The organism is Paraburkholderia sp. GW821-FHT02A12, from assembly GCF_059422005.1.
The window spans coordinates 693,742-705,717 of record NZ_JBWKWA010000002.1 but is presented as its reverse complement, the minus strand read 5'-3'; the positions used below and the strand labels follow the sequence as shown (position 1 = coordinate 705,717).

At 61.8% G+C, this 11,976-nt stretch carries 12 protein-coding genes and 1 pseudogene; 5 read left to right on the top strand and 8 right to left on the bottom strand.

The annotated features are described in order from the left end of the window. Positions 1-7: 7 nt before the first annotated feature. The gene (locus AC07WT_RS24415; protein WP_172167237.1) at positions 8-349 is read left to right on the top strand and encodes a cytochrome C oxidase subunit IV family protein; all 342 of its coding nucleotides are present in this window, start codon (positions 8-10) and stop codon (positions 347-349) included. A 156-nt stretch (positions 350-505) separates the two neighbouring features. Here the strand turns inward: AC07WT_RS24415 and AC07WT_RS24410 are convergent, their stop codons facing one another. The 3 genes and pseudogenes from AC07WT_RS24410 to AC07WT_RS24400 all read right to left on the bottom strand — a co-directional run. Continuing rightward, positions 506-1,063: a hypothetical protein gene (locus tag AC07WT_RS24410; RefSeq protein ID WP_494948921.1), complete on the bottom strand. Its 558-nt coding sequence runs from the start codon at positions 1,061-1,063 to the stop codon at positions 506-508. A gap of 95 nt (positions 1,064-1,158) precedes the next feature. Then, positions 1,159-1,503, bottom strand: a complete 345-nt coding sequence (locus AC07WT_RS24405) for a DUF1488 family protein (RefSeq protein WP_494948920.1) — start codon at positions 1,501-1,503, stop codon at positions 1,159-1,161. Continuing rightward, positions 1,500-1,694 (bottom strand): annotated as a pseudogene (locus AC07WT_RS24400) (hypothetical protein); the annotation flags it as partial. The pseudogene AC07WT_RS24400 and the gene AC07WT_RS24405, both read right to left, overlap by 4 nt. 489 nt (positions 1,695-2,183) lie before the next feature. On the opposite strand from AC07WT_RS24400, the gene AC07WT_RS24395 reads away from it, so the two are divergent. Next, positions 2,184-2,705: a hypothetical protein gene (locus AC07WT_RS24395; protein ID WP_492593536.1), complete on the top strand. Its 522-nt coding sequence runs from the start codon at positions 2,184-2,186 to the stop codon at positions 2,703-2,705. Between the two features lie 79 nt (positions 2,706-2,784). Here the strand turns inward: AC07WT_RS24395 and AC07WT_RS24390 are convergent, their stop codons facing one another. After that, entirely contained in the window at positions 2,785-2,937 is a 153-nt protein-coding gene (locus AC07WT_RS24390) for a hypothetical protein (RefSeq protein ID WP_494948919.1), read from the bottom strand. 180 nt (positions 2,938-3,117) lie between these two features. Here AC07WT_RS24390 and AC07WT_RS24385 point away from each other — a divergent pair, with 180 nt between their 5' ends. The 3 genes from AC07WT_RS24385 to AC07WT_RS24375 all read left to right on the top strand — a co-directional run bounded on the left by AC07WT_RS24385 (position 3,118) and on the right by AC07WT_RS24375 (position 6,052). Then, on the top strand, positions 3,118-5,043 hold the full coding sequence (locus tag AC07WT_RS24385; protein WP_494948918.1) for a SulP family inorganic anion transporter: 1,926 nt from the start codon (positions 3,118-3,120) through the stop codon (positions 5,041-5,043). Between the two features lie 287 nt (positions 5,044-5,330). After that, positions 5,331-5,741 (top strand): hypothetical protein, encoded by a 411-nt coding sequence (locus AC07WT_RS24380; protein WP_494948917.1) that lies wholly within the window; start codon positions 5,331-5,333, stop codon positions 5,739-5,741. 122 nt (positions 5,742-5,863) lie between these two features. Beyond that, positions 5,864-6,052, top strand: coding sequence for a hypothetical protein (locus AC07WT_RS24375; protein WP_494948916.1), 189 nt, complete (start codon positions 5,864-5,866; stop codon positions 6,050-6,052). Positions 6,053-6,722: 670 nt separating this feature from the next. Here AC07WT_RS24375 and AC07WT_RS24370 read toward each other — a convergent pair. From AC07WT_RS24370 to AC07WT_RS24355, 4 genes are all read right to left on the bottom strand, one after another. Then, entirely contained in the window at positions 6,723-8,492 is a 1,770-nt protein-coding gene (locus AC07WT_RS24370; RefSeq protein ID WP_494948915.1) for a histidine kinase, read from the bottom strand. Between the two features lie 86 nt (positions 8,493-8,578). Next, a complete protein-coding gene (nosR, locus tag AC07WT_RS24365; RefSeq protein ID WP_494948914.1) occupies positions 8,579-9,994 on the bottom strand; it encodes a response regulator c-di-GMP phosphodiesterase, NosR family in 1,416 nt (471 codons plus the stop codon). Positions 9,995-10,137: 143 nt separating this feature from the next. Further along, the gene (locus AC07WT_RS24360; protein WP_494948913.1) at positions 10,138-10,341 is read right to left on the bottom strand and encodes a sensor histidine kinase; all 204 of its coding nucleotides are present in this window, start codon (positions 10,339-10,341) and stop codon (positions 10,138-10,140) included. 212 nt (positions 10,342-10,553) lie between these two features. Next, a complete protein-coding gene (locus AC07WT_RS24355; protein ID WP_494951034.1) occupies positions 10,554-11,942 on the bottom strand; it encodes a sialidase family protein in 1,389 nt (462 codons plus the stop codon). Positions 11,943-11,976: the final 34 nt, after the last annotated feature.

The following is an 11,976-nucleotide window of genomic DNA, read 5'->3' as shown; positions in this document are numbered from 1 at the left end:
GCAGACCATGGACCACACCGATCCCGCCCATCGACCCGACGCCGCGCACGGCCAGCAGCATCCGATCGGCATCTACCTGAAGATCTGGGGCCTGCTGTTCGTACTGAGCACGATGTCGTACATGGTGGATTACTTTCACGTGCAGGGCCTGCTGCGCTGGGCGCTGATCGTCGTGCTCATGATCGCCAAGGCCGGGCTGATCGTGTCGATTTTCATGCACATGATGTGGGAGCGGCTGGCGCTGGTGTACGCCATCCTGATACCGCCCCTGTGCCTGCTGGTGCTGCTGGTGCTGATGGCTGCCGAAGCGCATCACACCTTCGGCATGCGGGAACTCTTCTTCCACTGACCCCTTCGCCGACCGTCACGCAGCAGCGGGGTTCATGGATCTATCCGCATGGGGCGTGCCTGGAACGCACCGCTCTGAATACAAAACGACCCGACAAATGCCGGGCCGTTTTTGTTTCCTGGCTCGCTGAAAATCTCAGCGAAAAACACCTTCAAATCAGGCGTGCTTCTCACTGAATTCGTTGAGCGGCACAGGCTGCCTGAGCGGATCGAAGTCGGCCCACCGCCCTTGTTGCCAGCGGCCGGTCGCGCGTTCGATCGCCGCGCCTCCCGCATCGCGCAGCACCCGTGCGGCGTCCAACTGGCTGTCCGGCGACACGTGGACGGCCACCAGCACGCCGGAATCACGGGTTTCTTCGTTGCCGGCTTCACGCGTGCGCACCATCGCGCCGACCAATGAACCGACATACGCACTCGCCCCGGCCGCGATCAGCGACACGATAAGCGGCGCCGAAAACGCCGCGAAGATCCCGACGCCGACCACGGCGCCAACCGCTGCGCCAATCGTGATGCCTATCTCGGCACCCTTCGGCGCCTCCCTCGCGTTTGCGTCGGTGCTGGTATCGCCGCCGGGCCGAAAACGTGCGTGCTGGCCGGGCGGATTGACGAAAAACAATGTGACGTCCTCCTCGACGAAACCGGCATTGAAGAGCCGTTGCGCCGCGTCTTCAGCGGCGGGGAATGTCGTAAAGCGTGCTGCGACGATGAGTGACATGTGGCCTCCTTCCATCGTTGACTAGCGGTTGCAGACTATGCCGCCCCACCTCACCCGCGCCGAGGCACAGGTGCATGCGGTGGCACGCGCCGGGACTATGCCGTGGTGCCGCGATCGGGTTCCATGCCGTCCACTCTGAACAGTCCACTATGTAACACTACGCCTTTGCCGCCGTTCTGGTCGATCGCTTCCGCGCAAACCGAACGGATACGATTGCGGCCGTTGTCGAAAGCAGCCATTAAGGCGGATTCCAGCGCGGAATGGGCGCCGAAATGATCTTCCAGCGCCTCGGCGGTAATTGCGCATTCAACCGGCTCGCCGTCGACGCGCGCCGTAAAGCGCACTGTCAGATTCGCGCCGTCGAAGACCGGCTGGTCGTCGGGAAAAGTGATGTGCATAAGGGAATCCTCATAGGCTGGCCGCAGCGGAATCGCACTCATGGCGAACCCTTCATTGCGCCAGCGAGTTGCTGCGCCATCGCGGGGTGACGTTTGATGGTCGGCAACGCGTGCGTGGCTGCGGCCTTCAATTGCGCATCGTCGGCCTTGACGAAAGCCTGGGCCTGCGGCAGCAACCGGATCGTGTCGCCGTTCACCACACCGCCTGGCAGAACGACTGCGTCGAAGCCGTCGACGGCGAGCACCGCCACCTTGTAGCCATTCAGCCTGTTAGCCATGCGTTTTCGCCTTCAACGTCGATGCAGGGAGCGGGCGCCTGACACCGCATGTTTCCTTCGTCTCCCTACTTAGTCCGCAAAAAATATGCCCACACAGAAGCGCGCGGAAAGCGACGCGCCGTTTGCCGGGCGGGCAGGGTCCGACAGCGCCATCCCGGCAGCGATCTGTTGTGCTTTCGATTTCGCAGGCATTTGATCCTCCACTGCGAGCTAAAAAATTAATTATCGATCCGCTGACAGGTCTGCCGCGGACAACCCTCCTACCTCTCAGCAACTGACGTGCCTCAAGGGTCTCCTGCACGTACAGTTCATCACGCCACGTCGTCGCCAGAACGAGGATCATCCGTCGGGGTGGCGATAGCCATGCGGCGCTATCAGTCTCGCGAGCTGGAGGACTAGAATGAATTATCCGAATCAATCGGGAGAGAAATTGTGCAACTTCACATGGATTCCCATCATTTCACACACGGCCAGCCCGACTGGCGGGCAGCCGTGCTGGCAGGCGTCATCGCGGGCGCTGTGTTCCTGGCGTTAGGGGTTATCCTGATGGCACTGACGACGGGCGGAAGTCTGCTGGAGCCCCCACGCATGGTCGCCGCGATCATGCTGGGACGAGGCGCATTGCAATCGCCGCAAGCATTCTCAATTGGCATCGTGCTCGCGGCCTTTGTGGTGCATTTTGCCCTTGCCATCGTATTGGCGCTTATCCTCGGTCTGATCATGACGTCATTCAACCTTGACTCGAGCATGGGGATGGCTTCACTGGCGGGTGGCGCTTTCGCTGCAGCCGTTTACCTGATTAATTTCTACGGCATGACACGGTTTTTTCCGTGGTTCGCAGAAGCGCGCAACTGGGCCAGCCTGTTCGTTCACATCGTCTTCGGTATCGTGACGGCGAACCTGTACATGAGACTGGAGCGCAACACATCTCGCAGGGTCAAGGCGGACGCGGGCGGCCCGTCGTAGTCCGGTGCCGTGCTGATCGACCGGTCTCCAGAGCAGATAAGGCTCGCCGCGCAACAACATGAGCACCTCGTCGAGATCGTCATGCTCGGCCACTCCGGTGAAAGCGCCGGTCGACATGTGCGAGGATGCTGCGCGATAGACGCGTCGCACGTCCCTGAATCATCCGGTCGGAGACGCGTGAGAGCACATACGACGCGGCGAGCACCGCCAGCACCGTCGCGACGAAGAGCACGAGCGACGTCTCCCGGCCGCTCTGCCCGAACACGCCCTCGAAAAAGTGCGACGTCGCGTAGACGCAGATGAAGTGCCACAGGTAGATACCGTAGCTTTCGCGGCCCAGCGCGTCGGCACAGCGACGGATGTACGCCCGACGAGCATCGTCGCCCGACGCGGAGCTTCCAACCCAACCGCGATGATCGGTTCATGCGATCATCAGCAATGGCTCGACGAACCGTTCGCATCCGATTTCATTTTCCTCGCCGGGGACCCGAAGCCGTGCTTCACGGTTGCGGGGTGGATCACTGCGACCCGCATTTCCGATCACCAGCCGCTCGGGTTCGACCTGCGCTGCCCCGTGAAACCAGACACCAGTAAGCCCGAGCGGCCATCGAATCACGCCGGGCGTATCGTATCGCGCTGGCTCAACGGGCTTGCTGTGGCACGGAACTACCGGCTTGCATGGCTGCCCCACGACGCGATCGCGGGCCTCAGCCTAAGCGCCGTCCTCGTGCCTGCGGGAATGGCCTACGCGGAAGCCGCCGGTTTGCCCGCCGTATCCGGGCTCTATGCATCGTTCGCGGCGCTGCTTGCCTACGCCCTTTTCGGCCCGAGCCGGATCCTCGTGCTGGGTCCGGACTCCGCGCTGGTCGCGCTGATCGCCGCGAGCGTCGCGCCGCTTGCACACGGCAATACGGAGCACGCGCTTGCCCTCGCGGGCGGCCTTGCTCTACTGTCCGGCGCGATCTGCATGGTGGTCGGCATGCTTAAGCTGGGCTTCGTCACCGAACTGCTGTCGTTGCCGATCCGCTACGGCTATCTCAACGGCATCGTGCTGACGATCGTACTCGGACAAACACCCAAGTTGCTGGGCTTCCAGGTGCACGGCGCTTCATTCCTGCAGCAGGTGAGCGAACTCGTGAGCGGCGTAGTCGCGGGCAAGACCAATGAACTGGCCGTTACGATCGGCGTCGCGGCGCTCGTCGTGATCCTGGGCTGCAGGCGCTACTTGCCAAAGGTGCCCGGCGTGCTCATTGCGGTCGCGGGTGCGTCAGTAGCGGTCGCCGCGCTGGATCTCGCAAAGCGCTTCGGGATTGCGGTGGTCGGCAACGTCCCGCAAGGGCTGCCGGCGCTGCGCATTCCGGCGCTCGCACTCAACGACTGGGCGGCGCTTCTCGGCGGTGCTGCCGCCGTCGCGCTCGTTTCGTTCACCGATATCAGCATCCTGTCGCGCACCTATGAGGCGCGCAGCGGGGAAGCAGTCAATCGCAACCAGGAATTCGTCGCGCTTGGGCTCGCAAACATCGCGGCGGGCATCGCGCATGGGTTCGCCGTGAGCGCGAGCGGTTCGCGCACACCGGTCGCGGAGGCGGCGGGGGCGAAGACGCAGGCGACGGGTGTCGTCGCCGCGTTGATCGTCGCGGGGCTGTTGCTGTTCACTCCACAGGCACTGCGTAACACACCGCAGGCAGCACTTGCCGCGGTCGTTATCGCCGCCTGTCTCGGGCTGCTCGAGGTGCGCGGCATGTGGCGGCTTTATCGACTCAGGCCGAGCGAGTTCGTGCAATCGATCGTTTGTCTGGTCGGCGTCGCGATGATCGGGGTCGTGAACGGCATCGGCGTTGCGCTTGCGCTCGCGGTTCTCGGCTTCCTGTGGCGCGGGTGGCGTCCGTATTCCGCTGTGCTTGGTCGCGTCGATCAGATGAAGGGCTATCACGATGCCGCCCGCCATCCGGAAGCCCGCCGCATTCCCGGGCTCGTCCTGCTGCGATGGGATGCGCCGCTTTTCTTCGCAAACACGGAGATTTTTCGCGAGCGCATGCTGCAGGCAGTGCGCGAAGCGCCGACGAAAACCGCGTGGATCGTGATCGCAGCTGAGCCGGTGACAGACGTTGACCTCAGCGCCGCCAATTCGCTCGCCCGACTCCATGACGAACTGCTTGCATTGAACGTGACGCTATGCTTCGCGGAGCTGAAGGGGCCTGTGAAGGACAGCCTGAAGCATTACGGCCTGTTCGAGATGATTGGCGAGCAACACTTCTTTCCTACTGTCGGGCAGGCGGTGAACCGCTATCTGGAGTCGCATCCGGTCGGTTGGCACGACTGGGAGGATGAGGCGTAGGCGTCCCGCACTACCAAGGCAGCGTGGTATTTATGCTGGTGTACACGGGATACAGCTGTTCAACTCGCGTCGGTGACCGCACAGGCCTGCTCCGCACAAGTGAGACGCTCAACGGCGATGTTTTGTGCGGCCGTCGGTGAGCGCCACGCCATACCCCGTGGCTCGCCTTGATGAACCGACATCTACTTGCGGTAACTTCATGAAACGGCGGCGTGCGATGAACGGCGTCGATCGCGGCGCTGGCACTAAACTATTAGTGTCGGTATGGTCCGAGGAGGTGTCCATCGATGGCAATCGAAGTCAAGGATCCCAACTACGAGTTCGGCGAGAAAGCGGCATATGTCACCGTCAACGGCGTCAAGTATGCGGTCGTGCGCGCGGACGCCTGGTTCGACCAGGTCGGGTCCGGGAACGCCCCTGCGTCGTGTGGCAAATCGCTGTCGGTTCCGCTGGGGGACGTAATCAAGGGCAGTGGAAAATTTTACGGCGTGAAAACTGTCAAGCTCGCCCTCAACCCGGTCCATCCGGCCTATCACGCAGCGGTGCACAGGGCGACTTACTACCCTGCAGATCATGTGACGTTCACGGCCGTCTCCAGGAAGAAGCTGCGCCCTGGCAGTTCGGCGCATGGCAAAACCGGCCGTGTCGGGCGTGGCAAGGTCGGCGTGGGCGGCATGCGTACCAAGTCGCACGGCTGACGGCGCGCGGGTCGAGTCGCATCCTCTCCAGTTCGAGGAACTAGCGGGACGCGTCCCGCATTTCTTTGGTCGCCTTCGCCTTGTCCTTCCGCCAGCTTAGGAAGTTAGTCACCGCAGCCACGATGAACGTGACGATAGTGGAGGCCGACGACGCAATGAGTGTCTTTTCCTCAGTATCTAGCGAAGGCGTTGTCGGTTGGTATTGGGAAGCGGATGAGAATGGGACTGCCGGGGCGCTTGCCGACGAGGCTTGTGATGCGCTTTTCAACTGCACGACGGTTACTTGCGGCAGCTGGTTCGCCGACATGTAACGCACGAATAGGGCGGCTGTTATGCAAAAAAAGCCCACAAAGAGACCAAGGAATAACCGACAAAACAGCTCGACCCTAGTGGAGTTTGCCACGCCTGCCTCCGTCTTCGTCGACGGTTACCGCACCCTTATATTGCGCCAGAATCTCGCGCGCCGCGAGTCAACGTTGGAAGGCGATGCGAACCTCTTTCTCCCTGTCCGCAGGCGCGATCTACGTGGCTTGCGAATACTTCGAAATTCGCTGCTGCGATGGCACCGGTGCAGCGCAATCGTGATTAGCCGGTCCCCGTGCAGAGCCCACCAAGCTGTCAGCACGGCAAGCACGGGCGAGACTACAATTCCCCAGCTAAAACCCTCTTCGAAGCGTGCTCGGCGCTTCTCGCTCATCTGGCGCAGGGCGTTCTCCAGGAAATTGTCCTTGTCCACTTGCAGCTCCAATAAGAGTCCCTTATGCCCGCCCCACTATCAGGTTCGAACGTTATATCGGCAAGCTTCAATGAAAGTTGAGTGATGTACGATATTCTATGTATCGTCCCTTGACACCGGTTCCGCATGTGGACATACGCCAGGCGCCAAATGGTCTCATTTCAAAGGTCGTCAGCAATGGCATGTCGCTGACGACCTGACGCGATCAAAACGAAAAAGCCGAACGGAATGACTTGTGGGCGCCATCATGCCGGGCTCTGCGAGGCATGCACATCCGCATCCACCAGATTGCGCCGGACTGGCAGCCGGACTGTGAAGGTCGTACCTCGCCCGGGTTCGCTGGCGACGTCGATGGCGCCATGATGGCGTTCGACGATGCCATGCGAAACGGACAGCCCCAGACCGGTACCCTGCCCGACGGGCTTCGTCGTGAAAAATGGATCGAAAATCCTGCGCGTCACGTCGGCTGGCATGCCTACGCCCGTATCGGAGATCGCAATCGACACCATCTGGTCATCGCACGACGTGCGAATCGTGATCACGCCACGCTCCCGGATAGCCTGAGCCGCGTTCACGAGCAGATTCATGAACACCTGGTTCACCTGCGACGGCAGGCACTCCACGTGCGGCAAATCCCCATATTCCCGCACCACCTGCGCCTTGTACCTGATCTCATTGTGTACGACATTCAGCGTGCTATCGAGTCCCGCGTGCAGATCCACGATACTCCACGTGTCACTGCCAGGGCGCGAGAAATCACGCAGGTCCTGCACGATGCGGCGCACCCGCATTGCACCGTCGATCGATTCGTCAACCAGTGCCAGGATGTCCACGCGCACGTAGTCAATGTCCGCTTCTTTCCATGCGGCGGCAACCGCGACGCGAGCGCCGGAATCGAGTTGCCCGACGAGCGCTTCCTGCATGGTAATCACTTCGAGCAGGCTCTGAACCCATGTTTTGAGCGTATTGAGGTTGGCGCTCACGAAGCCGATCGGATTATTGATCTCATGCGCAACGCCTGCCGCGAGCTGACCGATCGACGCGAGCTTTTCCGATTGCAGTAACTGGACATGCGTTTCCTCGAGCTCATGCAGCAATCTGCGCTGTTCGTCCTTTTCCTGCTCGAGGCGTACCTGTGCCGTCTTGCGCTCCTCGATCTCCCGCTCCATTTTCTGGCGCGTGAGCTGCAGCATGTGCGTCGTTCGTTCGTATTGCCGCAGCGCCCCTTCCAGTTCGCCGGTCCGCTTCTTCACCAGTTCTTCGAGGGTGTCGGCCATGCCGCGCAGAAAGGTCGTGCGTGCGTCGAAGCGCGATAGCATCAACGTGACAATCAGAATCGCCAGTGTGAACAGCGCGATCGTCGTCGCCAGCCAATGTGTATCGATGCCGTTGGCGGCGCCGCACACCGAGCCCAGCGAAAAATGCGCGGCCGCCATGGCCGTGTAATGCATGCCCGTAATGGCAATGCCCATGATGACGGCCGCGCCGACCTTTCTCGCGGTCCCGTGCCGCTCCTTGAGCGCGCTCAGCGTATATGCAATCCATAGCGCGGCCGTCGACGCGGCGACCGCAATGACGATGGACGTGGCGAACAGTGCCGGGTCGTAGTCGATCCCCGGCTGCATCTGCATCGCGGCCATACCTGTGTAGTGCATGCCCGCAATGCCGATCCCAATCAGCAAGCCGCCCGCGATCAGACGGAAGCGCGTCAGCTTCTGGTGTGTCACCACACTCAGCCCGAAGTACGACACCAGCACTGCGATCGCGAGCGACGCGCCGGTCGCACCCAGTTCGTATCCCAGTGGGATCGGTAGCGCAAAAGCCAGCATGCCGACGAAATGCATGGACCAGATGCCGGTCCCCATCGCCGCTGCGCCGCCACCCAGCCATGCCCGCCTGAGCTTCGGCTTTTCCAGGAGCGATATGAACGCGGCCAGGTCGAGTGCCGTATACGCCGCCAGCGTAGCAATGATTAGCGATAGCAGGACGAGCCAAAGATTGTATATGCCGTGCATATTCGATAACTCAAACTGGATGAACAGGCCGTCGTTATGCGCGCGATCCGCGCGACCTGGGCCGCAGTCTGCTTACACCAGTGCGGTCATGGGTGAGCCGCGCCGGCAGGCGCAGACCTCGCCGCCGCGGTTGGGCCCGCGTGGACCAGAATGGCGAAAGGTGCGTCTTCCTGCGCCTCGAAGCGCATGATCTGCTCGATCTGATGCGCGGACATGACGCTGTCCTTGGTCATCAGCAGAACACCGCGGCCGGTGCGCAGGTCGTCGGCGAGGCGCATGCCTTCCGCGAGTTGCGAAGCTTTGATCTCCGAGACGGGTGTTGCAATTTCCAACGCCGCCGCATCCTTTATCAACGCCACAAAGCGGTCGATGATCTGCGGGTCGTAACGAATACCCGCCTGCGACTCGAGCACCCCGGCCGCCTGCGCCCTGGAGAGAGGCCGCTTCGCGATGTCGCCGTGACGCAGCCCTTCGAAATCGCGGGCTATAGCGACAATACGCGAGCCTAACGGAATGTCGGCCCCGGCCAGACCGTCCGGCATGCCGCGACCGTTGAACCGCTCATACTGGTGCAGGATGATCGATGCGACCTGATGCAATTGCGCAACCGGCGTCAGCACCATCTGCGCGCGCTGCGGATGCTGATGAAATAGCCGGCTTTCCTCCGCCGTCATCCGGTCGAGCGGCTTGTGCGTCAGTTCGTCGGGCAGCGACAGTTTCCCGATGCCGTGCAGCAGGCCGGCAAAAAAAACGTCCTGGGCTTGCAAACCGCTCATGCCGGACGCCAAAGCCAGCTGCCGCGCGAGTTCGCCGATGCGCAGCGACTGACCGCCGAGCACGCCGCAACGCAACTCGATCATGCTCGCGCAGACCTGCACCATCGCCGTGAAATTGGTTTTCAGGTCCTGTTGTGCGTCTTCGAGGAACAACACGGTCTGACGGATTTCTTCCGTGCGTGACAGCACCTGGCTTTCCAGTCCCGCATTGAATGCGCGCAGTTCGTCGTTCTGCTTCTGCGTGAGCGCGGTCAGCCGCGCGGTCTCCTTACTCAGCCGCCTCTGCTCGAGCGCCTGGGCGACCGTCAGCAGCAGATCCTGATCGTCCCACGGCTTGTTGAGATAGCGATACACGCCACCTTCGTTGATGGCCCGGACCACAGAGTCGATCTCCGAGTAGCCGGTCAGCAGGATGCGCATCGTATCCGGGTAGAGCGCCTGCGCGCGTGCCAGAAAGTCCGCGCCGTTGATGTGCGGCATGCGCATGTCGGAGACGATCAGATCGACCTCGGTTGAGGCGAGCACCTCGAGTGCTGCCTCACCGCCTTCCGCAGTGAGCACCTCGTACCGGCGCATTCTCAATAGACGCTTGAGCGCCGAAAGGATACCGGGCTCGTCGTCGACCAGCAGGACGACGGGGACGGTCGCCATGTCGCTGACCGGCTGCCCGGGTTCGATTGCAGACTTCGGTGCAGGATCATTACCTGCTTCTGCAGATTCCATCATGATGCCTCCCGCTTCGTTCCTTCCTGGTTCTCCTGCGATATCGGCCCAGGCTGCGGCTCCCGTAGTAGGGGAAACGCCAGACCGATAGCCGGCGCAGCGTCATTCGGCATGCTCCCGCCCCGCGCCAGCCATCGCTTCGCTGGTCACGCGGTTAGCGGCTCGACGTTCAGTGCAGCGCTACGGTTGAGCGGCGACCAGACGTGAAAAACGCTGCCTTTACCGACTTCGCTTTTCACGTCGATCGTGCCGCCATGCTTCCTGACGATACCGTAGGCCAGCGACAGGCCAAGCCCGGTGCCCTGCCCTATGGGCTTCGTGGTGAAGAACGGATCGAAAATGCGGGGCATCTTTTCGTGCCATTTTTTCTTGATATCGGCTCGTGACGTGAGTTCCTCGATGGGGAAAAACGCCAGGTCAAACAGCATAGTCCCGAACAGTCAGAGGTGATGGTCGTGCAACGTAGGCGGTTGGCTAGCCTGCGCGCGCATGCTCTCGTGCACTCCCGTGCGACCGCCCAGCTGTATCTGGGCGGTCGGCGCTCCGGCCAGACTGCCCGACGCTACGGCGCAACAAAGAAAACATCCGTGCGATTGGATGTGTTGCCCGAGTTCGTTTGCACAAAGAATGGCAGGAACGCATTTCCTCGCGCTTCCAGACCTGAATAGTCCCCGAGGAAGAATCCCTCCGCTACCGGCGCCGTCTTCAGATCGAACGGACCGGACAGCCGCAGTTCGCTACCGAAGCTCCCCCCGCCGTCGGTTGAGGTCGTTTGCCAGTAGTTTGTCGGCAGCGTCGACTTGTTATCCGCCGCCAGGTCCCGGAAGTCGTAGTACGTGACGGCGACGGTGCCTGTGGAATTGACGCGAACCGACGGATTGAACGCTGGCCGCCCTGAAGGTGTGTTCACCCGGATAGGCGCGCTCCACGACGCGCCGCCGTTCGTCGACGTCGAGAAGGCGATTTCGTCGTATTGGCCGCCGTTGAACCGCGAGTCCTGCCAGACAACGTAGAGTTGCCCCGTTGCTGGATTGATTGCCGGCTCGGGGATGATGTCGCCGGTGCGCACTGGTTCGCCGGTGTTGGGATCCGTGACCGGGACGGTCTCCAGACCGGCGATGATCTGCGGTTTCGTCCACGTTGCGCCGTCGTCGGTCGATTTGATGAACGCAACCTTGCCGGCCGCTTTACTGAACGGCGGACTGATCAGATCGAAAAAGTCGTACAGCGTGCCGTCCTGCGAGTTGACCACGATCTGGTTGCCGATCGTCTGCTGCCGTGACGGCACGGTCGCGATGACCGACGGCGAACTCCACGTGATACCTCCGTCCACCGTTTTTGAGAAATATGCCGGTCCACGGAAAGCGGCGGTATGCAGATTGGCATAAGGGTTGCCGTTCGGTAGTTCGAGCCGGTCCCAGACCGCATAGGCGACGCCTGCCTTGATCGGATTGGCGGTCACCGATTCCTTGTCATTGAAGAACTGCGTCGTGGGCTCGTTGTCGGCGATGAGGACGCTCAGATTCCCCCAGCTCTGGCCGCCGTCCCGTGAAACGGCAGCGGCGACTGCATTATTGTTGTTGGACTGGTTAAACGAGATGGAGACGGAGTAGGCCGTCCCATCCGGCCCGATGGATACCCAGGGGTCAGAGGCGCGCTCGTATCCGAGCCCGCCGGCGCATGCGCTGAAAGGCAGATTCGTCTGTTGCCACGTCTGACCGCCATCCAACGAGAAGCCTGCAACCAGGCCGTGCGCACCGCCATTCGACCAGCGATCCTGCTGCCACGCGCCGATGAGATTCGAAGGATGGGCGGGATTCACGGCGACCCAGGGTTCGACCTCAGCGTTCACGTACAGCGTGCCGGGCCCGCCGACCGTACAGCCTGCAAATGGGCTGGGACCCGAGACCAGGGTGGGCGCCCCCCAGCCTGTGGTGCTGGCCGCCAACATGGCGGCAAGGGGAAGTCCGATCAGAAATGAACCA